General features: G+C 67.6%; 22 protein-coding genes and 1 pseudogene. 10 read left to right on the top strand and 13 right to left on the bottom strand.

Features of this window, described 5'->3' with window-relative positions; translation table 11 throughout:
• Positions 1–50: 50 nt before the first annotated feature.
• Positions 51–455: a YbbN family protein gene (locus IEX72_RS05550; protein ID WP_188786395.1), complete on the bottom strand. Its 405-nt coding sequence runs from the start codon at positions 453–455 to the stop codon at positions 51–53.
• Positions 456–599: 144 nt separating this feature from the next.
• On the opposite strand from IEX72_RS05550, the gene IEX72_RS05545 reads away from it, so the two are divergent.
• A complete protein-coding gene (locus IEX72_RS05545) occupies positions 600–1,592 on the top strand; it encodes a PLP-dependent cysteine synthase family protein (RefSeq protein WP_188786394.1) in 993 nt (330 codons plus the stop codon).
• Between the two features lie 8 nt (positions 1,593–1,600).
• Here the strand turns inward: IEX72_RS05545 and IEX72_RS05540 are convergent, their stop codons facing one another.
• The 4 genes and pseudogenes from IEX72_RS05540 to IEX72_RS05525 all read right to left on the bottom strand — a co-directional run bounded on the left by IEX72_RS05540 (position 1,601) and on the right by IEX72_RS05525 (position 5,887).
• Complete coding sequence (locus IEX72_RS05540) at positions 1,601–2,143, bottom strand: GIY-YIG nuclease family protein (protein ID WP_188786393.1); 543 nt, start codon at positions 2,141–2,143, stop codon at positions 1,601–1,603.
• A 3-nt stretch (positions 2,144–2,146) separates the two neighbouring features.
• Entirely contained in the window at positions 2,147–2,575 is a 429-nt protein-coding gene (locus IEX72_RS05535; RefSeq protein ID WP_188786392.1) for a DCC1-like thiol-disulfide oxidoreductase family protein, read from the bottom strand.
• Between the two features lie 459 nt (positions 2,576–3,034).
• A pseudogene (locus tag IEX72_RS05530) lies at positions 3,035–4,093 on the bottom strand (FAD-binding domain-containing protein); the annotation flags it as partial.
• A gap of 21 nt (positions 4,094–4,114) precedes the next feature.
• Positions 4,115–5,887, bottom strand: coding sequence for a PAS domain S-box protein (locus IEX72_RS05525; RefSeq protein ID WP_188786390.1), 1,773 nt, complete (start codon positions 5,885–5,887; stop codon positions 4,115–4,117).
• Between the two features lie 111 nt (positions 5,888–5,998).
• Between IEX72_RS05525 and IEX72_RS05520 the strand changes: the two genes are divergently transcribed.
• A complete protein-coding gene (locus tag IEX72_RS05520; protein WP_188786389.1) occupies positions 5,999–6,259 on the top strand; it encodes a hypothetical protein in 261 nt (86 codons plus the stop codon).
• 395 nt (positions 6,260–6,654) lie between these two features.
• Positions 6,655–7,422 carry a zinc ribbon domain-containing protein gene (locus IEX72_RS05515; RefSeq protein WP_188786388.1) on the top strand — a complete coding sequence of 256 codons (768 nt, stop codon included), beginning with the start codon at positions 6,655–6,657 and terminating at the stop codon, positions 7,420–7,422.
• A gap of 35 nt (positions 7,423–7,457) precedes the next feature.
• Here IEX72_RS05515 and IEX72_RS05510 read toward each other — a convergent pair whose 3' ends face one another.
• The 5 genes from IEX72_RS05510 to IEX72_RS05490 form a co-directional block, all read right to left on the bottom strand.
• Positions 7,458–8,579 carry an ABC transporter permease gene (locus IEX72_RS05510; protein WP_188786387.1) on the bottom strand — a complete coding sequence of 374 codons (1,122 nt, stop codon included), beginning with the start codon at positions 8,577–8,579 and terminating at the stop codon, positions 7,458–7,460.
• Positions 8,572–9,804, bottom strand: coding sequence for an ABC transporter permease (locus IEX72_RS05505; RefSeq protein WP_188786386.1), 1,233 nt, complete (start codon positions 9,802–9,804; stop codon positions 8,572–8,574). Before IEX72_RS05505 ends, IEX72_RS05510 begins: the two co-directional genes overlap by 8 nt.
• A complete protein-coding gene (locus IEX72_RS05500) occupies positions 9,801–11,396 on the bottom strand; it encodes an ABC transporter ATP-binding protein (RefSeq protein ID WP_188786385.1) in 1,596 nt (531 codons plus the stop codon). Before IEX72_RS05500 ends, IEX72_RS05505 begins: the two co-directional genes overlap by 4 nt.
• Before the next feature lie 75 nt (positions 11,397–11,471).
• Complete coding sequence (locus tag IEX72_RS05495) at positions 11,472–12,611, bottom strand: BMP family lipoprotein (RefSeq protein WP_188786384.1); 1,140 nt, start codon at positions 12,609–12,611, stop codon at positions 11,472–11,474.
• 148 nt (positions 12,612–12,759) lie between these two features.
• Positions 12,760–14,145, bottom strand: coding sequence for a phosphohexomutase domain-containing protein (locus tag IEX72_RS05490; RefSeq protein WP_188786383.1), 1,386 nt, complete (start codon positions 14,143–14,145; stop codon positions 12,760–12,762).
• A 205-nt stretch (positions 14,146–14,350) separates the two neighbouring features.
• Here IEX72_RS05490 and IEX72_RS05485 point away from each other — a divergent pair, with 205 nt between their 5' ends.
• The 3 genes from IEX72_RS05485 (at position 14,351) to IEX72_RS05475 (ending at position 15,639) form a co-directional block, all read left to right on the top strand.
• Positions 14,351–14,620: an AbrB/MazE/SpoVT family DNA-binding domain-containing protein gene (locus IEX72_RS05485; RefSeq protein WP_188786382.1), complete on the top strand. Its 270-nt coding sequence runs from the start codon at positions 14,351–14,353 to the stop codon at positions 14,618–14,620.
• Positions 14,621–14,635: 15 nt separating this feature from the next.
• On the top strand, positions 14,636–14,986 hold the full coding sequence (locus tag IEX72_RS05480; RefSeq protein WP_188786381.1) for a type II toxin-antitoxin system PemK/MazF family toxin: 351 nt from the start codon (positions 14,636–14,638) through the stop codon (positions 14,984–14,986).
• 371 nt (positions 14,987–15,357) lie between these two features.
• Positions 15,358–15,639 (top strand): acylphosphatase, encoded by a 282-nt coding sequence (locus IEX72_RS05475; RefSeq protein WP_188786380.1) that lies wholly within the window; start codon positions 15,358–15,360, stop codon positions 15,637–15,639.
• A gap of 15 nt (positions 15,640–15,654) precedes the next feature.
• Here the strand turns inward: IEX72_RS05475 and IEX72_RS05470 are convergent, their stop codons facing one another.
• Entirely contained in the window at positions 15,655–18,198 is a 2,544-nt protein-coding gene (locus tag IEX72_RS05470) for an efflux RND transporter permease subunit (protein ID WP_188786379.1), read from the bottom strand.
• Positions 18,199–18,201: 3 nt separating this feature from the next.
• The gene (locus tag IEX72_RS05465) at positions 18,202–20,073 is read right to left on the bottom strand and encodes a COG1361 S-layer family protein (RefSeq protein WP_188786378.1); all 1,872 of its coding nucleotides are present in this window, start codon (positions 20,071–20,073) and stop codon (positions 18,202–18,204) included.
• Between the two features lie 543 nt (positions 20,074–20,616).
• Between IEX72_RS05465 and mvaD the strand changes: the two genes are divergently transcribed.
• On the top strand, positions 20,617–21,588 hold the full coding sequence (gene mvaD, locus IEX72_RS05460; RefSeq protein WP_188786377.1) for a phosphomevalonate decarboxylase MvaD: 972 nt from the start codon (positions 20,617–20,619) through the stop codon (positions 21,586–21,588).
• Positions 21,589–21,675: 87 nt separating this feature from the next.
• Complete coding sequence (locus IEX72_RS05455) at positions 21,676–22,854, top strand: NAD(P)/FAD-dependent oxidoreductase (RefSeq protein ID WP_188786376.1); 1,179 nt, start codon at positions 21,676–21,678, stop codon at positions 22,852–22,854.
• A gap of 57 nt (positions 22,855–22,911) precedes the next feature.
• On the opposite strand, the gene IEX72_RS05450 is transcribed toward IEX72_RS05455, so the two are convergent.
• Positions 22,912–23,487: a cyclodeaminase/cyclohydrolase family protein gene (locus IEX72_RS05450; protein WP_188786375.1), complete on the bottom strand. Its 576-nt coding sequence runs from the start codon at positions 23,485–23,487 to the stop codon at positions 22,912–22,914.
• 88 nt (positions 23,488–23,575) lie between these two features.
• On the opposite strand from IEX72_RS05450, the gene IEX72_RS05445 reads away from it, so the two are divergent.
• The gene (locus IEX72_RS05445) at positions 23,576–23,941 is read left to right on the top strand and encodes a hypothetical protein (RefSeq protein ID WP_326838259.1); all 366 of its coding nucleotides are present in this window, start codon (positions 23,576–23,578) and stop codon (positions 23,939–23,941) included.
• Positions 23,938–24,396 (top strand): hypothetical protein, encoded by a 459-nt coding sequence (locus tag IEX72_RS05440; protein ID WP_188786374.1) that lies wholly within the window; start codon positions 23,938–23,940, stop codon positions 24,394–24,396. Before IEX72_RS05445 ends, IEX72_RS05440 begins: the two co-directional genes overlap by 4 nt.
• Positions 24,397–24,534 lie beyond the last annotated feature (138 nt).

Raw genomic sequence — 24,534 nt, 5'->3', positions numbered from 1 at the left:
AGTGAAAGCGGCGCTGATACGGCGTTTCCGCCCCGGATCCGCACGCCGGCCTACCCGGACAGCCCGTCGGCGAGGTAGACCGCGATCGGAACGCCTTCGTCCTCAACGAACCGAGCGACCGCCTCGCCGTCGCGCTCGACGACGACAGTCGGGATGCGTTCGATCCCGTACGCCTCGACCTCGGGGCCGGCCTTGCTCCCGTCATCGTCTTTTTCCACGGGGTGGTGGTGGACGCAGTCGTCCGGGACGTCCGCGGCGTCGAGCGCGGCCCCGAAGTCTGGAAGCTGTCTCCGGCAGTCGCCGCACCAGTCGCCGCCCCACACGCGAAAGACAAGCCCCTCCTCGGAGAGTGCGTCGACGACATCCTCGTAGGCGTCGGCGCTCCACGCGGGGTTCGGCCGCATCGTCTCGAGTTGCTCGGCGGTGGCTTCGGCCCCGGGGTCTGTTTCGGACATACCGTCCGATACACCGGCCGAGGGCCTAAACCCCGCGGTGTCGACGGACGGCGGACGACGGAGACCATCGAACCCGTCAGCGATACCGGCACGCCCGGACGGGCGCCGTCACCGTCTTGTGCGCCACCGACGAATCCGGAGACGATGCACGCCACCATCCTCGACACGATCGGGTCTCCGCTGGTCCGGGTGGAGTCGCCGCCGGGGGTCACGGTCGCCGCGAAGGTCGAATCGAAGAACCCCGGCGGGTCGGCCAAGGACCGCCCCGCGCTGGCGATGGTCGAGGCCGCCGAGCGCGACGGGCAGATCTCACCCGGCGACGACCTCGTCGAACCCACGAGCGGCAACACCGGGATCGGGCTCGCGGTCGTCGCGGCCGCGAAGGGGTACGACCTCACGGTGGTGATGCCCGAGTCCCAGTCGCCGGAGCGCCGCCAGGTGATGCGTGCCTACGGCGCCGACATCGAACTCGTCGCCGGCGACATCTCCGACGCGAAAGACCGCGCTGACGAGATCGAGCGCGAGGACGGAGCGATCCAACTCCGGCAGTTTGAGAACCCCGAGAACCCGCGAGCGCACTACCTCACGACCGGTCCCGAGATCCTGGAACAGATCGGTGATCGGAGCGTCGACGCCCTCGTGGCGGGTGTGGGCACCGGCGGCACGGTCACGGGGATCGGGCGGCGGCTCAGCGAGGAGTTCCCGGACATGGAGGTCGTAGCGGTCGAGCCCGCGAACTCCCCCGTCCTGTCCGGCGGGGACCCCGCGGCCCACGACTTTCAGGGGATGGGTCCGGGGTTCGTCTCCCCGAACCTGGACACGGACCTGCTCGACGACGTCGAAACGGTCACTATCGAAGACGCAGAAACGGAGTGCCGTCGACTCGCCCGCGAGGAGGGGATCTTGGTGGGCCAATCCTCCGGGGCGTCGAACCTCGCGGCCAAGCGGGTGGCCGAGCGGCTGGCGGATCCGGACGCCGTCGACGACGGGGCCGACGCGGACGGCTACGTTCTCCCCGACGAGCCGGGTGGAACGGTCGGCAGCGACCTGCGGACCGAGAGTGACGACCTGCCGCTCGTGATCACGGTTTACTGGGACGGTGGCGAACGGTACATGTCGACCGGTATGTTCGACTGACGGTCGGGTCACCGACGCCTCGGCGCGGCATTCTTCACCGCATCGACCGCGACCCCCCGGAGGTGGCCCGCGTTCGCGCCGGCGACGAGGTGGGCCGGACAGTCGCAGTCGGAGGCGCCGAACCCCGGCAGCGGGGCGTCACCGTCGGAGTCAGCGCCGGCAACTCCGTCACGGAGTGCGGCCGCCAGTCGGCACTCGATGTCGGCGTCCGGTGCGGCGACGACGGCATCCAGCGACGCCGCGGCGTGGCCCCCGAGGTAGTCGACGTGCCAGTGTCGCACGTCGTGAGAGCCCGCGGCCACCCGGCGGTGGCGGTCGACGCGCCCGAGCCCGCTCGGGCCGAACGCGCTCCCGACGTAGGCGTACGCGCCGGACGGAAACTCGGCGGTCCCGAGCGCCCCAACATCGATCGTCGCACCCGGGTCGACCCCGAAGACCAGAACGTAGGTCCCCGGCGGGGCGTCGCCGGTGCCGACGCCAAGGGTGTCGGTACCGTCGGCGATCGTGTCCGGATCGAGCACGACGGCGGCGCCGCCCGCGTCAGTCGGCACGGGTCAGGCGATGGATTCGGGCTGTTCTGCGGCGGCGGCGGCGAGCCGATCGAACAGCGCTGACGCCTCGTCGTCGAGCCGGTAGATGTCGTGGTAGTCGTCGGGGGCGCGGCCGCGGCCGCTGGCGATGCCGACGACCGTCGCGATCCGGTCGTAGTTGTCCCGGACCAGGGCCCCGACGACTCCGGGCGTCCCCGCGCGGTCGGCCAGTTCCTCGGCGGCCGACCGGCCGGCGTAGACGCGCTCGCGGCGGCGGTCAACCAGGAACATCGCGAAGGGCGCCTCCCCGAACTGCGCGCCGAGAAACGCCTGGGCGTCGTCGTCGTACCACGAGATCGCGCCCACGCGATCGAGGGCCTCGAGCGTCCGCGCCGCGACCGAGCAGTACGGACATTCGCCGTCGTAGATCAGCACCGCGTCGTAGCCGTCCATACCCGAACTGAGGGCCCGACAGACAAAACCGTGCTGGCGGGTCGGCCGGGACAGGCTTCGAAGACCTTGACATCCTCCCGCGTTTGACCACGCGGGAACCCACGACGTGGATATGCAGGTTGCGCGTTTCCTCGGTTTCCGTGAACGTCGGAGAACACGGGCCACCCGTCTTTCCACTCGGTGACTCGCTTCTGGTGTTGGTACGCCGAACCGATGTTGTCTTCGTCGGTGTTGAGGGCGTTGTACTCGTACCGAGTGTGGTTGTAGGCTTGGCGGTGGATGTGGATGTGACGTTCCGCTTCCGCAGTCACGCCTGTTCGGTCAAGATAAGCGCGGAAGCGGTAGTCGTACCACATCGCTGTCCCTCGGTTATTGGTATGTTCTGGCTTAATCGGTTGGTTCACGAGTTGTCGGCTTCATCCACGGGGTCAAGCCCCGTGGCATTCGCCTCGACAGCCTGTAAAACGACGCACACAGCGCCCGCATCCGGGAGTTTATCCACCCGGTCTCGGCGAGACACCGCATCGACGCGTCGACCATCGGGTAGCCGGTCTCGCCCGCCTTCCACGCCGCGATCAGCTCGTCGTCCCGACGGTCGGCGTTGAATCCTTTCAGCACGGGGTTGACGGCGGAGTCGAGCCACCCGGGCCAGTCTTCGAGTTTCTGTTCGTAGTGTTTGTTCCAGAACAGCCGGGAGACGAACATGTCGGTCCCCCGGCACGCAGGCGCGTTCGCGACGACGCACTGGTAGACCTGCCTGACCGACAGACACCCGAACTTGAGGTGCGGCGAGAGCCCGCTGGTGCCGCCGCGGGCGTCAACCGGCGCGGAGATGGTTCCGGGATACGCCCGGATCCGATCGACGAACGCCGCGAGTTTCCGCCTCGCGGGCGTGGTGCCGCCGTCCGGAACCTTCGACTTCTCGGGGTCGATCCCGTAGGCGGCGTCGACGCCGTCGATTGTGACGCCTGTTTCGGCCGCGTGGACACTGACCGAGTCGGGGTCCCAGGTGTCGTGGTCGTCGGTCAGCCACGCCTCAACGCGGTCGCTCCACCCGTCCCGCGGCCGGTCGACCCCCCTGACGAGACCGTCGCCGTCAACGAACGAGACCCCGACCTCGGCGCGGGCTCTGCGGTCGCGTTCCAGGCCGTATCGTCCCGTGAGCGAAGCCGCGGCGACGACATCCCACCCGGCGTCGCGGAACCGCCCGAGCACCTCGATCGGGTCGCCGTGGGCGAGCGTGAGCCCCGCGTCCGCGGCCGCTCGGTACTGGCCGTAGAGGTCGGCGAGGCAGTCGTGGAGGAACCCGATCCGGGCGTCGGACGCCACCCCGGTTGCACCGTAGAACGACGGATCGAAGACGAACACCGGGAGGAAGTGGTCGGCGTCGGCGGCCGCCGCCGCAACGGCGGGGTGGTCGCGCACCCGGAGGTGCTCGCGGTGCCAGACGACAGTCCCGGACTCGTCGGGTCCGAATCTCGGAATCGCGGCCTTCCGAGGACGGTCGCCGAGACGCACAGCGGGTGCGTCCACCACCCCTTACTCCGCGGGCCCCCGTGACTCGGACCGCTCCGCCGGCGCGGTCTCCACCGGCACCTGTACAGTGAAGACGCTCCCGCGGGGCTGGTTGGCCGACAGGTCAATCGAGCCACCAAACGTGGTTACCGACCAGTAGATCACCCAGAGCCCGATGCTATTGGTGTGCTGCAACGGCGTTTCGGTCCCTGTTTTGATGACCTCCCACTCGGACTCCGGAATCCCCGGGCCGTTGTCCGCGACTTCGACGGTGACGGTGTTGTCGACCACGGAGTCGGTGACAGTGACATCGGCGCGCGCCGGGTCGCGGTCAGCGTGGACCACCGCGTTTTCGACGAGTTCCTCGAGCGCGAAGGCGAACATCGAGCCGTTCTGGATCGTTCGGTCGCCGCCACTCTCGATCGTCGCCGACAGTGTCGCGTCAGGATACGCCTCTTGGAGGTCGTCGACGAGCCCCGCGATGTCGCCGACCGGGAGGGGTGACGGGTCCGTCTCGGCCTGGATGAGTTCCCGGAGCCGGGTGGTCTGATCGCTGATCTCCTGTAGCGCGGCCGTCCGCTCGCGGATCGTCCGGATGGCGGAACGGCGTTCGGCCCCCTCAACGCCGGATTCGAGCAGTTCGGTGTAACCCTCGATCACGTTGACCGAGGTCCGGACGTTGTGCCGGAGAATGCGGTTGAGGACGTCGAGCGCCTGAGTCCTGAGCCGCTCGTCGGTGACGTCGGGTTCGAGCGCGACGAAGTGCGTCACCGCTCCCAAATCGTCCGTGACCGGGACGATCTTCTGCTTCGACCGGTAGAGCTCGCCGGATTTGGTGCGGTTCGTGAGCTCCGCCTCCCAGACCTCGCCCGCGGTGATGGTCTCCCACATCTCCTCGTAGAACGCCTTGTCCTGTCGTCCGGACTGCAGGATACGGGGTGTCTTCCCGACGGCTTCGGCGGCGGTGTATCCGGTGACCCGCTCGAAAGCGGGGTTGACGTACTCGATCACCCCGTTGACATCGGTGACGAACATCACCTGGTCGGACATCTCGGTGTGTGTCTGAAACAGCGCTCTCTCGTGTTCGTTGAGCTTCGTTTCCGAGACGTCCTCTTGGAACCCCAGGAGGTGGGTAACGGTCCCCGCCGCGTCGCGGACCGGCGAGATCGTGACTCGGTTCCAGAACATCGAACCGTCCGTGCGGTAGTTCCGCAGGGTCACCGTGACCGAGCGCTCAGCGTCGATGGCCGCCCGCATCTCCGCAACCGGCTCCTCGCGTGTGTCCGGCCCCTGGAGGAACCGGCAGTTGCGTCCGATCGCCTCCTCGCGGGTGTAGCCCGTGAGTTCGACGAACGTGTCGTTCACGTACACCAGCGGCTCGTCGTCGGCGGTGGCGTCGGCGATCGTGACGCCGATCGGGGAGCGGTGGGCCGCAGTCTCGCGTGGCGTGGTCGCCAAGCGCCCACTCGTGTCCCCGAGGTCCATCACCGAGGTGTGGATCCGGGTTTCGCCCGCCCACTCCACGTGCGAGCTAACCGTGACCACGTGGGTCCGGACGCCTCCGTCGGGTTTGAGTTCCACCGCGAGCCCGTACGCCGGCTTCTCGTTTCGGCCCAGTCGGTCGAAGTGGTCGGCGAGTCGGTCCCGGTCGGCGTCGGCGACGAACTGTCCGAGCGGCGTTCCGACGACGGTTGCCGGCGCGTCGACGCCGACAAGCTCACAGAACTCCCTATTGGCGTACGTGATCGTGCCGGCCGAGTGAACAACCACGGGCCCGACGAGATCGCCACGGTTCATTCGTGTGAATCTGCGGTGGAAGACACTTCTTAGTTCGGATTGCGTTGTCACGCGGGCACGCCGGTGGCCCAACCGCTACCTTCGAGTTCCTCCGGTCCGTACCGATCGGTAGTGACCAACTCGTACGTGTGTCCGAACTGCGAGCGCGTGGAAGGCCGCCCCTACCGGGTCCGGTTGATCGTCCTGACCTGCCCGGACTGCGGGGACAACGGACGGTTTCTCAACCGGACACTCGTTGACCGCCTTCGGGAGGTTCCGGAGTCCGACCGACCGGACGACTGGGGGGAGATGCCGCTGGACGCCCGGCTGGAGTACGCGATCAGAGAGGGGGTCTTGGACGTGAGTTTCACCGGCCCGCTCCACGCGGAGTGAGCGGGGCCCCGGCGGTCGACCACCGACCCCGTGGCAAGGCTTGGTGGCCGAAGCGTCGTTGTGAGCGAGCGAGGAGATGTCTCGAACTGTGACAGTTCAAACACCGGTCTCGGCTCGGACGACGCGGGAATCGCCGCGATGGCGGACGCGGTGGGCGATGCGGTTCCGACGGCCGACGTCGCCGGGGTCAGAGGCTCCGGCCGTTCGGGTCGGGGCCGACTGGGACCCGAGACCGAGTTCATCACCGTATCCCGTCGAGCGCCACTCCCGTCGAGCGCCACTCCCGTCGACTGCGCTCGGTGGGACGTGGCGAGGGTCGTCAGTGGCGTTCAAGATACTGTGAGCCCGAACACGGTCACGAATAGTTATCGGATGGACGGGCCAGTCATCAGTGTATGGTGAGTGTCGCGTGCGGGTCCTGCGACGCCGACATCGCGGACACGAGTGGCTTCTGTCCGGAGTGTGGAACCGAACTCGACTACGCCGTCTGCCCGGAGTGTGGAACCGAACTCGACTACGCCGTCTGCCCGGAGTGTGTGTCGCCGCTCCCGAGCAACGCCGACGACTGCGTCGAGTGCGGGTACAGCCCCGCCCGGACTGCAGCCGGGGGATCGCCGGGGGCCGGCCGCGGACTCGACGCGGCGACGCTGGCGGCGGCGGTCGACGAACTCGACGGCGACACGGCCGATCCGCTGCTGGAGCTGTTGCGCAGGGACCCCGGGCTCGTTCGGGCGTTCGCGTACCTGGTGGGGCTGGAAACGCCCCCGTACGGGCTCCCGGACGACGTCTCCGATCACCGGCGAGCCATCTACGACCTCGTCGAGGACACCGGGCTGAAGAAGTCCGTCGACAGGGTGGCCAGGGAGTTCGAGGAGCAACACGGCGACCTCCTCGGGAACTCGGGAGTCCCGGCGGAGCCGGACGAGCGGTGGGTCGAGGCGCAACTCGAAGAGCTCGTCGGCCACGGCGCGCTCGGCAGGTACGAGTCGAGGTCCGGGCCGGAGTACGGCGACGTTCCGCAGATCCTCTCGGACACACTCTCGCTGAGTGACGTGTCGCTCGAGGATGTCGAGGAGTGCGCCGCTGAAACCGGGCTCCCACGCGATCTGATCACGTACCGCGTCCTGGATGCGTCGATGAGCTACCTCGACCTGTCGGAGTAAGGCGCCGGACCGGTGGCGGAGCCCCCAACGTCCCGCTACTCCTCGCCGGACTCGTAGTGGTCGCCGGCGGCCTCCGGCAGCCGCGTCCGGCCGACCAACGCGAGCACGACGATCACGACCACGAACGGGATGATCCGGATGAGCTGTCGGGGCAGGCCGATCCCCTGGAGTTGGAGTACCGTCTGGATCGCGTCCAGCCCCGCAAACAGCATCGTCGCCAGGAACGCCCCAATCGGGTTGTAGTTGCCGAACAGGTACGCCACAATGGCGATGAACCCCTTGCCGTTGACCATCGTCGGGCCGTTGCCAGTGAACTGCCCGAGATCGAGCGACAGCGCCGACCCGCCCATCCCCGCGAGCACGCCCGAGACGAGTATCCCGACGTATCGGACGCGTGAGACGTTCACCCCCGCGGTGTCGAGGGCCTTCGGGTTCTCGCCGCTGGCGCGGATCCACCGCCCGAACGCGGTTCGCTCGAAGACGTACCACGACGCCGCCACCGCGACGAAGAGCATGTACACCGACGGCGACGCCGAAAACAGCGCGCCGAAGAACGGGATCTCCGCGAGCACCGGAACGTAGATGCTGCCTGTCGTCCCCACTGTGGGGGTATTCGGCCCGTTGTAGATGACCTGTGAGGCGAACGGTGCCAGCCCGAGAGCGATCAGCCACACCGCCAGCCCCGCGATGATCTGGTCGGCGCGGAACTCGATTGTGACAACCGCAAACAGCAACGCGAGCAGCGTGCTCGCAACCACGCCGCCGCCGAACCCGATCCAGATCCCGCCGGTGACGTCGGTAACGTAGATCGCGGTGAACGCCGAAATGATGAGCAACCCTTCGAGCCCGATGTTGATCACGCCCGACTTCTCCGAGAAGATCCCGCCCAGGGCGGCGAAGGCGATCGGGACCGATAGCCGGAGCGCCGCCGACAGCGTGTCCTTATCCGTGATGACGTCGGCGAGCACGCCCAGGATCGTGTTCGGGAACGCCGCCCCGCCGAGAAGCAGCGCCGCGAGGGTGCCGATCGCCGCCCACGCTATCAGTTCGCGGTTCGACCGCGACCCGAGGGGGCCGGCATTCGGAGTCGAGTCCGGGTCGGGATCGGACCCCGCCTCCGCGTCCGTTCCCGGGGCTTCCGCGGGCGCGTCACTCATCCGCCGACCCCTTCGCCGGTCCACCGTCGGTCGCGACTGGCTTCGACCCGGGGTCGACCACGCGCCGCCCCACCATGCGGAAGAACTCCGGCATCGCCACGAACAGGATGATCAGCCCGCGGAGGACCCCGACGAGTTGCGGCGGAACGTCGGTCGCGAACTGCACGACCGTGGTGCCGCTTTTGAGTACGCCGAACAGCAGCGCCGCGAACCCGACCCCGATCGGGTTGTTACCCGCGAGGATCGAGACGGTGATGCCGTCGAACCCGTAGGAGGGCAGCCCCGACTGGAACGTTCCGAGCACCATCATCACGTACATCGCGCCGGCGACGCCGCCGAACGCACCCGACAGCGTGAGGCTCGCGACGATGGTCCGTTTGGCGTCGACGCCACCGTACTCCGCGGCGTCGGGCTGCAGCCCGCTTGTTCGGATGTCGTAGCCGAACGCCGTGTGTTCCAGCAGGTAGTAGAGCCCGCCGATCGCCAGGACGCCGAACGCCAGCGCGACCAGCGAGAAGTCCTGCCGCCCGCCGAACAGTACCGTCGGGAACTGGGCGTACTCCGGCAGCGGGACCGTCTGGTTCGCCGCGCTCTCGGGGTCTTTGAACGCGCCGCTGACGAGATACAACGTCACGCCGGTCGCGATGAAATTGAGCATAATCGTCGTGATGACCTCGTTGGCGTCGGCGTACGCCTTCAGAAACCCTGGGATCGACCCGTAGAGCCCGCCGAAGACCGCGCCGACGACGACCCCGAACGGGATCAGCAGGACCGCGCCCACCACGCCCGAGACCAGGTCTGCGGCCCGCAGCACCAACACCGCGGTCGCGAGCCCGCCGACCACCATCTGGCCCTGGGTCCCGATGTTGAAGATCCCCGCTCGAAACGCCAACGCGACCGACAGCCCGGTGAACATCAGAAGCGTGGTCTCCCGCAGCGTGACCGAGAACTGGCCCTCCGGCGACCACCCGCCGCTGAACGGCTCGCCGAGCGCGCCGAGGAACAGCCGGTCGAACACCAACACTGGATCGTAGCAGAATCCGGTCCCGAAGTAGTAGACCGCGTCGCTCGCCGTACACGTGGTCATCCGTCCCGCGATCAACACCAGGACCGCGCCGAGCAGAATCGACAGCCCGAGCGCGGCGGAGCTGATCAGGATGCGCTCGGCCGCCGACGCCGCCACCAACCGCTTCAGCACCCGACGGGCGCGGTCGGCCGAGGTCACGCCCGCTCACCGCCCGCAGGCGCATCGACCGGATCGTCGCGGTCGGTCGACTCCGCGGTCCCGGGGTCGTCGCTCTCTGCGGGATCCTGGCCGGCCATCAGCAACCCGAGTTCGGACTCGGTCGTCGTGGTGGGGTCGACAACGTCGACGAACTCCCCCTCGTACATCACCGCCAGCCGGTCGGAGAGCCCCTGGACCTCTTCGAGCTTCGAGGAGATCAACAGAACCGCAACCCCCGCTTCACGCAGCTCCAGCAGCCGCTCGTGGATGAACTCGATCGATCCCACGTCGACCCCGCGGGTCGGGTGCGACGCCACCACGAGTTCGGGGTCGCGCTCGAACTCCCGACCCACGATGAACTTCTGCTGGTTCCCGCCCGACAGCGACTTCGCGGCGGTGTCGGCGCCGGGCGTCCGCACGTCGTACTCGTCGATCACCGTCTCGGCGTGCGCTCTGGTCTCCGGCCAGTCGATCCGACCGTTCGGGCCGAACTCCGTGGAGTGTTGGCTGCCCAAGAGCGCGTTCTCAACGAGGTCGAAGTTCATCACCACCCCGCGCTCCTGTCTGTCCTCCGGGATGTACGCCATACCGGCTTCGGTCCGCCGGCGCCGGGAGTCGTCGGTCACGTCCGCACCCAAGAACTCGACCGTGCCGGCATCGGGCGTCCGGAGCCCGGTGAGGGCCTCAACGAGTTCGGACTGGCCGTTGCCGTCGACGCCCGCGATCCCGAGAACCTCCCCGCCTCGGAGCTCGAAGTCGACGCCGTCGACCGCCCGCACCCCGCGGTCGTCGTCGACAGTTATGTCGGAGAGCGAGGCCACCACGTCGCCGGTCTCGGCGGGCGGGCGGTCCACGTCGAGGAGGACCTCGCGGCCGACCATCAGCTCCGCGAGCCCCTCCCGGGTGGTGTCGCCGGCGTCGACCGTCCCGACTTTCCGGCCGTCCCGGAGGACGGATATCTCGTCGGCGGCCGCCATCGCCTCCCCCAGTTTGTGGGTGATGAAGATGATCGTCTTCCCCTGGGCGGTCAACTCCCCCAGCACGCCGAACAGGTCGTCGATCTCCTGGGGGGTCAACACCGCCGTGGGTTCGTCGAGAATCAGGGTGTCGGCCCCGCGGTACAGCGCCTTCAGGATCTCCACACGCTGTTGTTCGCCGACCGAGACGTCCTCGATCCGGGCGTCGGGGTCGATGTCGAACCCGTACCGGTCCGCGAGGGCAGTCACTTCCTCCCGTGCCGCCGTCCGGTCGACCGCCAGTCCCCCCCACTTCCGCGGCTCGTTCCCAAGTGTGATGTTCTCGGTGACGGTCATCGGGTCGACGAGCATGAAGTGCTGGTGGATCATGCCGATGCCGGCGTCAATGGCGTCCCGGGGGGAGTCGAACCGCCGCTTCTCGCCGTCGACTTCGACCCGTCCGGAGGTGGGCTCGTATAGCCCGTAGAGGACGTTCATGAGCGTCGTCTTCCCGGCGCCGTTTTCCCCTAACAGCGCGTGGACGGTTCCCCGTTCGACCTCGAAGTGAACATCGTCGTTCGCCACGACGCCGGGAAACCGTTTGGTGATCCCCTCGAGGCGGACGGCCTTGGACATACGTCTGTTACTCTGTGTCGGTGGCATAAACGAATAGGTTTGGGTGTGGGTTGCGGCGCCGGCGCCGTTCCAGTGTTACTCCGGCGACATCGGGACCGAGATGTCGCCGTTGACGATGTCTTCGCGCGCGGTCGCGACCTCGTCGGCAACCGCTTCGGGCACATCCGAGCCGATCGAGTCGCCGTAGACGAGGTCGACACCGTCCTCGTCGAGCCCCAGCGAGAGGGCCTCGCCGCCGGGGAACTCGCCGTTGACCTTCGACTCGATGGCGCCGTACACCGGCGTGTCGACCCGCTTGATCATACTTCCGAGGATGACGTCGGCGTACGAATCGCGCGTGATCGACTGTGCGCGGTCGACCCCGATCGCGAACCGCCCGGCCTCCTGTGCGGCCTGGAACACGCCCGTGCCGGTGTTCCCTGCGGCGTGGAACACGATGTCTGCGCCGTCGTTGTACATGGCTGAGGCGGCCTCTCGACCCGCGGCAGGGTCGTTGAAGCTCCCAGTGTAGTTGGTGAGGACCTCGGTATCCCCGTTGCCGGCGGCGGCACCCGCCTCGAACCCGGCCTGGAACCGCTGGATCAGACCGGACTCCACGCCGCCGACGAACCCGAGCGCCGCGGAGTCGGGCACCGTCGACCCGGCGCCTGCGGAGAACTCCTGTGTCGTGAGCAGGCTGCCCATCAGCCCTGCGAGGTACGACCCCTCGTGTTCCATGAACGTGTAGCTCGCGACGTTCGGCGCGTCGACCACCTCGTCGACGATCATGAAGTCCTGGTCGGGGTACGATTCGGCGTTCTCCGTGAGGGAGTCGAGCTGGAGGAACCCGATACAACAGACCAAGTCGTAGTTGGGATCACTCGACTGGGCGAACTGCTGCTGGAAGGTGCTGAACTGCGCCACCTCGTCGGGCTGAGCCTCGTTGTACTCGATCCCGAAGTCTTCCTCGGCTTGGATCACCCCGCTCTGTGCCTGGTCGTTGAACGACCCGTCGCCGAGGCCGCCGGTCGCGTAGACCATCCCGACGTTGGCCGCCGGACCGCTCTCGGTGGTTTCGGCCGCGGTGGTCTCCTCCCCGCCATCGTCGGAGTCATCCGACTCGGTCGGGGACTCAGTCGCCGTGTCGCCGGAGCCGTCGGATGGACCGCCGCTACACCCGGCCAGCCCCGCAATCCCCGCCACACCGGTCGCCTTCACGAACGCACGTCTATCCATAGCTGTGAACACCTATAGAACAATGGGTAGCGAGGTGTGCATAAATTCGTCGCTTCCGGTTCCCCCTCCGAGGGTTCCGAGGGAAAGAACTGGACGGACATCCGGCTCTCGGACGGTCTGTGCGGCCCACACCCCCGGACACCGGCCCCTACCCGCCGGCGTCGGCGACGGCGCCGGTCACAACGTCGGTCACGCCCTCAACCAGCGCGTCGACGTCGTCGGCCTCGGCGTAGACCCGGACGTACGGCTCGGTTCCCGAGGGTCGGACTAGCGTCCACGACCCGTCGGGGAACTCAACGCGAACCCCGTACTCGGTGTCGGCGTCGGCGTCGGGGAACGCCGCGGGGAGCGCAGATTCGAGGCGCGCCATCGCGTCGGTCTTCCGGTCGTCGGGGCACTCGACGCTGACTTTCCGGTAGGGGCGTTCGGCCACCGGATCGCGGAGGCCGTCGAGCCCCTCAGCCGCGATGAGACGGGTCAACACCGCCGCGGAGGCCGCGCCGTCGATCCACCCACCGTGGTCGGGGTGGATGTGTTTCCACGGTTCCGCGGCGAAGACGACGTCACCCCCGTCGGCGCGCGCCGCGGCGATCCCCTCGTGGAGGGCTCCGAGCCGGACGCGCTCAACCCGGCCGCCCGCCGCGGCAACCCGCTCGTCGATCCGACCGGAGGCGTTGGGCGTGGTGACCACGACGGGGTCCGGCGCGGTCGCAGCCCGGACGAACTGCTCCGCTACGATCGCCACCACGGTGTCCTCGTGGACGATTCCGCCCTCGCTGTCGAGGACGACGATCCGGTCGGCGTCGCCGTCGTGGGCGATCCCGAAGTGGAAATCGCTGTCGGACAGAACCCGCCGGAGGTCACCCAGGGTCTCGGGGGTCGGCTTCGACTCCCGACCCGGAAAGTGGCCGTCGATCTGGCCGTTGAGCGTGACGACCCGTGCGCCGAGTTCCCGGAGCACCTGCGGGGTGCCGAGCGCGCCGGTGCCGGTGCCGCAGTCGACCGCGATGTCGAGCCCGTCGGCGGGGTCGCCGTACCCGCGGGCGTACTCGACGACCGCCCGCCGGTAGCCCGCGAGCGGCGCCACGGTCTCGGAGCCGCCCCACTCGTCCCACGCCGCCGGCGGAGCCCCGTCGGCGACGCGGGACTCCACCGCCGACTCGCGCTCGCGGTCGTACTCCTGACCGTCGACGAAGAGCTTGATCCCGTTGTCGGTCGGGGGGTTGTGCGACGCGGTGAGCATCACCCCGTATCGGCCCTGCGAGGCGTACGCAAGCGCCGGCGTGGGGAGTATACCCGCCCGCCGTACGTCGACACCGGCGGAGTTGATCCCCGCTTCTGCTGCGGCCGCGAGCGCCTCGCCGGTGGGGCGGCCGTCGCGGGCGACAACGACTTCCGGGCGGTCCGATCCGGTGTCGGCCGCCGCGTCGTCGACGACGCCGGCACTGACCGCACGCCCCACCGCCAGCGCGAGGTCCGGCGTCACCCGCTCCTGTACTGACCCGCGGATCCCCGCGGTCCCGAACAGCTCCATACTCCACCTGCCCCTCCCCGGAGACATAAACACCACCGACCTTTTGCTGCGCTCCCTCCGGTCGCTCGCGACACAGCAGCAGGCTGTACTATCTGACTATGTGTTTTCACGTTTCATTTCGACGAGGCGGGCTGTAGAACAACCGTTTGAATCGAACAACCATGACTCCGACATCTATATCAGTATGAAAAAAGTATGAATAGGTGTGTCCGAACACAAGCGGAAAGTCGGAGATCGGGGGCAGGTGACGATTCCGAAGGAGCTGCGGGACCGCCGTGGCATCGAAGGCGGTGACGAAATTGAATTCGTCGAAGTGAACGACGAGATCGTACTCAAACCGCCGACGGATGAGGACCGGCTTGCTGAAGGATATCGAAAGAGAGCCGAGCGGTCTCGTGAGTTGGCTGAAGAGCTGGAAGAAGCATCCTCAGAAGCAACCGGGCATCTCGGTGACGCGCCCGGTTGGAGCGAGTGAACTCTGGAGTCAATTGTGCAGGTACGCCGCGGCGACATTGTCGTCGTCGAACTGAATCCCACGAGAGGGAGTGAGCAGCAAGGAACGAGCCGGCCCTGTGTTGTCATCCAGAACGATGTTGGGAATCAGTACTCACCGACAACCATCATCGCTCCATTTACGAAGCAGTACACGGCTGGAGACACGTACCCGTTCGAGGTGGAAGTACGGGCTTCGGATACTGCCCTCGACCACGATTCAGTGGCAGACCTCAGTCAGATCCGGGTTGTCGACATCGACGAACGTGTAAAAAAGAACATTGGCTCTGTCCCGTCATCAGACATAGTGAAAATCGACTCGGCAATCAAAGATAGCCTCGGCATTTGAGCGAACAGTTTCGTCAGTGTCTAGTCTGTACTGATACTGTCGGCTATAACTACGTGAAGATTTTCGACACCCCGGGGTGTCGAAATACGTCACGCGACTATAGCCGACAGTATGAGCAGTTCCTGTTCGTTGTCGTTAGCTGAGTTCCGCCGAATCGACCGTAGACCGTGCGAGTCGGCCCTTTTTATCCACCGTGAAGCGCAGAGCGCCTCACGAGCCCCGCTTCGCACCGCTCGGCGGGACAGATTTTCACGAGGGGGCGAGACGGCAGCCGTCTCGCTTCTTTTCGGGCGACTCGCGAGTCGCCCTCCCTGATCTGTGTGACTCCGAACGGCACACGCTATTTGTGACTCCTCCTCGTAGCCGACGGTATGACCGAGGACCGAATCCGCGCGCACGTGTTCGTCAGCGGGACCGTCCAGGGCGTCCGGTACCGCGCGTCGACCCGGGACGCCGCGAGGGAGCACGGCGTCGCGGGATGGGTACGGAACCTCGACGACGGCCGAGTCGAGGCGGTCTTCGAGGGACCGAAGGGGCCGGTCGAGGCGATGATCGAGTGGTGTCACACCGGAAGCCGGATGGCATCAGTCGACGATGTCGGCGTGAGCTACGAGGACCCGACCGGGCAGTCCGGGTTCCAAGTCAGGTGGTAGCTGCGAGGGCCGAATTCAGGCCGCGGCGTCGTCCGCGACGCCATCGGCCGGCTCAACGCCGTCCGTCCCGGTGTCGTCTCGCGGCCCCATCGGCACCCCGGGGTCGTCGTTCACGAACCGGTCCCAGACCACAAGCGCCGAGGGAAGCACGAGCAGCGACGCCAAAAACGAGTAGACGATCGAGATCGCCGTCAGGATCCCGAACTGACCCAGCACCGAGAGGACCGCGAGGGTCAGAACGCCGATTCCGGAGGCCGTCGTGGCCATGCTCCCCAGGAGCGCGCCGCCGGTCCCGATCACGGTCCGTTGGAGCGACGGAACCAGCGCCCGCTCGCGGCGCTCGTCGATGAACCGGTGGACGACGTGGACCGAGTAGTCGATCCCCAACCCGATCGTGAGCGAGAGAATTGTCGCGGTGAACGCGTTGAACGGCACGTCCAACAGCCGCATCGTGCCCGCGACCGACGCCACCGCCACGACGATGGGCGCGAGGTTGGCGATCCCCAGGGAGGGCAACCCTTCGAGCACCCAGTAGATGAACACCAGAAACACCACTGTTGCACTCAGTGCGATCGCGAGGCTGGTGATCGCGGACTCGAATATCAGGTCCGACACCGCCTGGAAAACCACCGTGTTGCCCGTCGAGGTCGCATCGGTCCGGAACCGGTCGGCGACCTCGTGGCCCGCCGCGGTTACCTCTTGATCGGAGGCGTCGGCGGAGGCGGTGTAGACGACCCTGGCGCTCCGCCGGTCGTCGGCCAGGTATTCCGAGGCGCGGTCGCCCGCGGGCGACGCTTCGAGCTCCCGGTAGATCGTCGGGAGGTTGTCGTCGGGGACGCCGTTGTCGTTACGATCGTTCCGCTGGATCAAGGCGTCGAACTCGGGGTCCTGCTCCGCGCGGTCCTGGATGATCGTCACGATACTCGTCGACTCCACACGGCGGTTGCCGTCGGTCACGAACTCCTCGGGCGGATCCTCGCCCGCGCGGTAGATGCGTTCTAAGGCGGCGTCGTTCTCCATGCGCCCCTCCAAGTAGATGGTCACGGATCCCCCCTGTGAGGACGTGAACTTGTCGTCAAGGAAGTTGATCGTGCCGACCGCGTCGTAGTCGCTCGGCGCGAACGGCTCGGGCAACGCCTTCAGAAGCGGCGATACCTCCTCCGGGGGCAGGAAGTCCTCCTGTGAGAAGTTGGTGTCGACGCCGGTGGCGTACCCCGCAGCCCCGGCGCTGAACACGAGCGTGAGCACGAGCAGTACGACCGGCGCTCGGTTGGCGATTGTCACCCCGACCGAGAGGGCCCCGCCCAGCGCCGACCCCTCCTCGCCGAGCGGCCGCTGACTGAACGTCGGGATCGGCCACGAGTCCCGCCGGCGATCGACCCACACCTTCGCGGCAGGCAGGAAGATCCCGAAGATCAGGAACGTGAACACGATCCCCACCGCGGCGACGATCCCGAAGTCACGGATCGGCGGAAGCTCCGACGCGAGGTTCGAGAGGAACCCGATCACGGTGGTGCCGGTCACGATAAAAAAGGCCACGAGCAGCTGGTCAGTTGCGACCCGCATGGCGTCGCCCACGTCGCGGTCGGTCGCCCGGTCCTCCCGGTATCGATTGACCGCGTGAATCCCGAAGTCGATCCCGACCGCGAGCAAAAGCGGCGGGACCGATATCATGATCTGGTTGAACGGGATGCCGGCCAGCCCTAGGAACCCGAACGTCCAGATCGACGCCATCCCGAGCGAGACCACGCCCAACACCAAGTCGATGAGGTCGCGGTAGGCGACGATCAGAAACCCGAAAATGAGGAGCACCGCTGCGGGCGTCACAATCAGAAGCGAGTCGGAGATGACCGTCCCGAACTCGTCGGCGATGATCCCGCTCCCGAAAACAGTGATATCCGCGTCGATCTCGGTCCCGATCACGCGCTGGGCCTGCGTCTGGATCGGCGTGAGCGGGCTGTCGCCCGACTGGCCGGCGGTCCCGCCGCCAGCGCCGCCGGGGAGGTCATGTTGGACGGCGCCGATCGTCGCCGACGCCGACGCGTCCCGCTTGTTGAAATCGTTGCTCACGCTTCCGGTGAACCCGGGATTGTCGGCGTTCTCCCGGACTGCACTCCGTACCGTCGACGGCGTCGACCGTTCGAGCGTCGTGATCTGCTGCTCTAGAGTCGTCGCCTCCGGATCGATGCTCCGGGCGACGGTGCCGGCCGCCGACGACGTGCCCGTGACGTACATGTCGTCGCGGTCCTCCAACGCCCGCTGGGCCCGCAGCATCGCGAGCAGCGAGTCCTTCGAGAGCACGTTGCGGCCGCGCTGGACCAGTTGCGTGCTCCCGGGATCGTCGCTGAACACCGGCAGGAACTCGTTTTCGATGCGTTCTAACGCGTTCGCCGCGGGGATGTCCTCGGCGAACTGCTGGGTCCCAGACTCCGTTGAGACGCCACCCAACCCAGCGGTGAACAGAAGCGTCACCACGATGAAGACGCCGATCACCGTCCCGGGACGGTTGACGATGTTGTCGTCGGCCCAGTCGACGAACTGCTGGTAGTCGACCCGCACCGTTTACTCCCGTCGCCGGTAGTAGAGCACGCCGCCGGCCGCACCGCCGAGCAGGACCACCGCGACGAGGATCAGCGTGACCGGGAGCCCGCCGGAGCTTCCGGCGACGTCCACCGGCACCTGGTAGGTGTCGGAGATTATCGTGTCGCTGTCCTCGTCGTCGTACTGGAAATCCATCTTGACCGGGTAGGTCTTCTCGGTGGCGCCGCCGTCCGCGCTCAGTTGGAAGGTGATCGTCGTCGATTCGCCGGGTCCGAGCTCGTCGACGAACGCCTCGTCGTCGGACGTCGACAGCGGCGAATCGGTGTAGATCTTCGCCGAGAGGTCCGAGACAACGTACTCGCGGGTGTTTGTAACGGTCACCCGGAACTCCCCGCCGGAGCCAGCGCTCAGACTCCCGTCGACGGGTTCGACGTCGAACTCGGCGGTCCCCGCTCCGACACCGACCCGGGTCGGGATGTCCCCTGACGCTCTGGCGGCGTTGTCCTCGTCGCGGTAGGAGACCGCGAGGTCGAACTGCCGCGGGCCGGCGTCGGAGCTGCTTGTCACCTCGACGTCGAACGAGAAGTTCGCGGCTTCGCCGGGGCCGAGGTCGCCGATCGCGACGCTGTCCTCGATCGGTGTGACCGTCGGCCCGGGATCCTCGAACGTGACGACGGCGTTGGTCACGCGGTCCTCGCGCGTGTTCACGATCGTCCCGTCCAGTGTCCCCTCCTCGCCGACCCGGAGGGTACTCTCGACGTCTTGGACCTCAAAGCCGGGATCGTTCGCGTCGACCGGAACGCGGATGTCGACGACGTCGCTCCGGAGTTTGTCACCGTTGGCGTTGCGGAACGCGGTCCGGATCCCGAACTGCCGCGGGCCGGCGTCGGCGGTCTCGTCGACGCTCACTCGGAACGAGAACTCCGCGGACTCCCCGGGTGCGAGCGACCCGACAGCGTAGCCGCCGCCGACGGCTTGTGCAGTCGACGTGGCGTTGAACCGAACCACCGCGTTGTGTGCGGTCATCGGACCGGTGTTCGTGATGGTCCCCGACAGCGTGTCGCTCCCGCCGATACTAAGAGTGCTCCGGAGGTCGGAGACACGGAACGTCATCTCGGGGTGCGCCTCCAGCGGGACGGTGAGCTCCGGGGTGGATCCGACCGTTCCGCTGGGCTTTTCGAAGTCGACCTGTGCGTCCAGCGAGTAGTTGCCCGCCACGGCGGTGCCGCCCAAGACGGCGTCGAACGCGAACGTGCGGTTTTCACCCTGTTCCCACTCGGAGACGAACCGGGTACTCGAGTCGCTTGCGCCCAGCGATATGTCTGTGCTGGACGTCGACAGCGTCAGCGTCGAGTCGTGGGCGGCGGTGTCGCCCACGTTCCGCATCGTGACCTCAAGGATCCCCTGGCCGTCCACCGTGGCCGTTGAGTTGGTGCCGACGACTGAAAACCGCGGGCCGGATTCAACCCGGACAGTGACGTGGCGGGTTACCTTCCGTTCGGTGGCCGACCCCGCACCGTTATCGTACTCGTAGGTGAGATCGAGCGGGATCCGGTAGGTGCCGCTCGCGAGGTCCGCAGGCACGTTCAGCCGTAGAGAGAGGTCCGCGGGGTCGCCGTCCGGCAGGGAGGGGACGTAGAGTTCGCCGGTCTCGACGTCGATGCGCCCGGTGTCGCGGGGCTTGACCCGGACGTTCGTGGCCGCGCGCGTGTCGTCGTCCGGCCCGTCGGGGTCGTTCAGGAGTTGGAACGACACCTCGTTGATCCCGCCGGGCTGGAGGTTCGGGGTCTCCGTGACCGTCCGGAGGTCCGGGTTCGAGGTGAGTGCGACGGCGGGAACCGCGGTCACGAGAAGCGATGCGACAACAGCGACGACGAGTAACGTGCGTTTCATTGGTGAGAGGCGCGGCAGCAACCGGAGAGCGGTGGCCGCCGGGTGGATCGGTGGATGGTTAGTACAATCACGGGCCGTACATAAGCCATTGTAAACCGCGACAAACTACCGGGATGTTTCTTTGGTGCGTTCCGAACAGGCCGGGTCTAATACACCGCTTGAGGGCGCTACGATCGTCAATATCCCACCGAGACTCAAAACGGCTACAGAGTTGTAAGCCGCTTCGTAGCCGAGTATCCCGGCGGTACCGGGTGTGACCGATGTCCGGGAACCGGCGTGTCCTCTTCCAGTGATCACGCAACGGGACAGTACCACCCGTCTCCACGCCGGTACTGCAGTCGGACGCCGGACCGGTCGGGGTCGCGTTTCTCGCGCGGCCGGAGGGTGCGTGACCCGACGCGTCCGGCACCGGGTTGTAGAGCCGCAATGCGACCGACCGGGCGCGGCGCTCGGCGACAAGCGACGGGAGCGACCAGTGCCACCGCCCCTGGTGACCGTGTCGCGACCGGGACGTTTAATCGGCCGCCACGCGCCGGTGGAGGTATGAAGGCGACCGCGACGGCCCACCCGATCCAAGGCCTGATCAAGTATCACGGGATGCACGACGAAGAGCTCCGGCTCCCGTACCACGACAGCATCAGCATCTGTACCGCCCCGAGTCACACCACCACGACGGTTGAGTTCCAGCCCGACGCCGCCGCAGACGTGTATGTCATCGGCGGCGACCGCGTTGAAGGCCGCGGAGCCGAGCGCATCGACTCAGTCGTCAACCACGTCCGCGACCGAGCGGGGGTTACCCACCCGGTCCGGCTGGAGTCGGAGAACTCTTTCCCGCCGAACATCGGGTTCGGGTCGTCGGCGTCGGGATTCGCGGCGGCCGCGATGGCGCTGTCGACCGCCGCGGGGCTTGAGCTCTCCCGCCCCGACGTTTCGACGATTGCCCGCCGTGGCTCCGCGTCGGCCGCGCGGGCGGTTACCGGGGCGTTTTCGCACCTCTTCTCCGGCATGAACGACGCGGACTGCCGGTCGGAGCGGATCGAGACCGATCTCGAAGATGACCTCCGAGTTGTCGCCGCCCACGTGCCCGCGTACAAGGAGACCGAGGAAGCCCACCGCGAGGCCGCCGAGAGCCACATGTTCCAGGCCCGGCTCGCACACATCCACCACCAGATTGACGCCGCGCGGGACGCGCTCTACGACGCCGACTTCGACCGGGCGTTCGAGCTGGCGGAGCACGATTCTCTCTCGCTTGCGGCGACGACGATGACCGGCCCGTCGGGGTGGGTCTACTGGCAGCCCGCCACCATCTCGGTGTTCAACACGGTGCGGGAACTCCGCGACGACGGAGTCCCGGCGTACTTCTCGACTGACACGGGGGCGAGCGTCTACGTGAACACCACCGTAGATCACATTGATGCCGTCGAAGACGCCGTCTCCGCGGTCGGTGTCGACACCGACGTCTGGGAGGTCGGCGGGCCGGCGGAGGTCCGTCCCGAGGCCGAATCGCTGTTCTGACGCCGACGAACTGACGCTCACAGACGGAACGGATGCCTCCCCCGCCGCGGCCGTTCGCCATTTGTTCTTTCGCCCCCAACACCAGGTATGCGAATCGCCATCCTCGGCGCCGGGTACGCCGGCGTGACCCTCGCGCGCCGGCTGGAATCGACACTGCCCGGCGACGTCGACCTCGTCGTGGTTGAGGCGTCCGAAACCCACCTTGTCAAACACGAGGTCCACCGCGTCATCCGCCGGCCCGCGGTCGCCGACGCCATCCGGGTCCCGCTCTCGGCGCTGTTCGACCGCGCGACCGTCCGGATCGACCGGGTGACCGGGCTCGATCCGGACGGTCGCGCGGTCCACCTGGCTGCGGGCGACGACCTGTCGTATGACTACGTCGCGGTCTGTCTGGGGTCGGTTACCGCCGACTACGGGATCCCGGGTGTCGCAGAGCACGGACAGCCGCTCACGTCCGTCGACGACGCCCTCGGGATCCGACACGAGTTCCTGTCGGCGGCCGGCGTCGGCGACGAAGCCGGCAGCGAAGCCACTGGAGACGCCGGGCCTCCGGGGTCGGTCGACGTCGTTGTCGGCGGCGCGGGGCTCTCCGGCGTCCAGACCGCGGGCGAACTTGTGGCGCTGGCGCGCGAGGAGGGCGTTGACGCCGACGTGACGCTGCTCGAACAGCTGCCCCACGTCGCGCCAAACTTCCCGGAGAACTTCCGGCGGGCGGCCCGCAAGGAGCTTGAGTCCACCGGTGTAACGGTCTCGACGGACACGACGGTCGAACGCGCTACCGCCGACGCGGTCGAGACCAACCGGGAGACGTTCGGCGCGGACGTGTTCGTCTGGACCGGTGGGATTACCGGAACCGGCGCGATGGGCGGCGACCGACCGCTGGTCTACGACGACCTCCGCCTCGACGACCACGCGTTCGTGGTGGGTGACGCCGCTAGAGCCGTTGACGCCGACGGCGAGCCCGTCCCGGCGTCGGCGTCAGCCGCGATCCGTGAGGCCCGGACGGTCGCGGCGAACATTCGCCGGCTCGTTGACCACGACCGCGGTACGGGCGAGGGGTTCCGCCCACGACTCGACCCCTATCGATTCGACGTACCCGGGTGGATCGTGACGGTCGGCGACGGCACGGTGGCACAACTCGGCCCCGAAGTTGTGACCGGCAGCCCGGCCCGAGCCATGAAGGCGGCGGTCGGCGCCGGACACCTGAGTTCCGTCGGTGCGGTTCGGAACGCGGTCGATCTGGTCGAATCCGAACTGTGGGAGTGAGCGCTGTCCGGCACCACTCCTCCCGTGGCGGCCGGTACAGTGATACGACGCCGTGTCTCACCCGTCGCCACCGAACAACCGCGGCCGGGCGTCCCTCACCGCCTCCTTGACCGCCCTCGCGCGCGATTCGAGGTCTGCTGCAAACGACCGGTCCGGAAGCGCGGCCGCGTTGATCCGGACCGTCTCCAGCGACGCCCGGACCGCGGCGTCGGCGAGGTACGCGCCCGTCTTTGCGTCCGCAGCCACACCCGATCGGCCGCGACGGTGAGCCGTCTCGGCGTCGGTCAACACGCTCGCAGCGGCCTCCGAAACCGCGAGTGGAATCCCGGCGGCTCTGCGCTGGAGCCGTATCGACGCCTCCTCATCGTCACCGAACAGGTCGTCGACGAGCCCTGCGTCCTGCGCCCCCAATGCGAGGAGCGTCTCCCGGCGCCGCCGCAACCCCGACCGGAGTTCCGAGAGTTCGTCGGCCGCGCCGTCGTCCGAGGCAGCGATCGTGTGCACACACACCATCTCACACAGCGCCGCACCGGTAGCGCCGGTGATCGCGGCCGCGGTGCCGCCCGCCGGTGCCACCTGCTCGGAGGCGATCGCGTCGAGGAACTCGGCGATCGGCGTGTCGTCGTCGGTCACGGCCGGCGGTTCGGCGGCCCGCTCAAAGAGGGTTCTGGCGAGCGTTCTGACCGGAGAATATTTTGATCGCGCGCGCCCACGCTCACGTATGAGCGCACCGAACGGGACCGAGAGCCCGACGCGAGACGGAGCGGACGACGACGCCGTGCGAAGCGACGACGTTGACGGCGCAGCTAGGGGGGACACGTTCGGTGTCGGAATCCACGTCACCGACGCCGAACTCCAGTTTGTCGTCCACGTGCCCGCCGACATCGACTCCGGGTGGACGGATCCCGAGGAGTTCCAACGCCTTGTCGAGCGGGCGGTGTGGGACCGGCTTGACCGGTCGGCCACGCTCCGCGGGATCGAAGCCGACGCGGCGGTCGGTGAGACGGTGACGCTCGGGCGGATCACGCTCACACCGGACGGCACTGTTCGGGAGGCGACGTTTCGGACGGATGTCGTGGCGTCGTGACCGACGCGCTCGATCTCGTGATCGACGCCGTGCTTGAGCGGGCGCTTCTCGCGGACGACGCCCGTCAGCACTTCGCGCTTGCGGGCGCACTAGAACGTAGCCGGTCTACCGACGGATCTGACGGTGTCGGGGCTTCATACCACGACTGCGACGATACGAATCGGCGGGACCCGGAGCCGTCGGGACGCCCTACTGACGCACTCGGGGCGGCCCTGCTCAGTACCGTTGCCGTTGAGGCGCTTGCGACGACGAGAGCCACCGACCTCCACCCCAGTGCGTGGTCCCCGGGCAGTCGCAACGACGGCCCGCGCGCGGAGCTGGTCGCCGCCGGCGCCGCCGCCGCGTGCCGACGGTTCGATGTTGACCCTGTGACCGCCGCCACGCGCTCGGGGCTCTCGACCGAGCGACTGGCCCGATATCGGGTCGACGGCGACCCGGCTCCTGAGCCGGAATGACGGGGCCGGCTGCGTCCGGGAAGCGGACGGCAGGGCGTCAGGGTTGATGGTGATGCTGCCGCCTGTGCGCGCGTTCGAAATGAAAATCGCCCACGAGACGCGGTGTCTCGTGAGCGTCTGAGTATGAGTGGGTGGGCG

Source organism: Halobellus salinus (assembly GCF_014646875.1).
In the GTDB taxonomy this organism is placed as follows: Archaea; Halobacteriota; Halobacteria; order Halobacteriales; family Haloferacaceae; genus Haloquadratum; species Haloquadratum salinum.
Note: the sequence above shows the minus strand (reverse complement) of the source record. Positions and strands in the feature narration are given on the sequence as shown.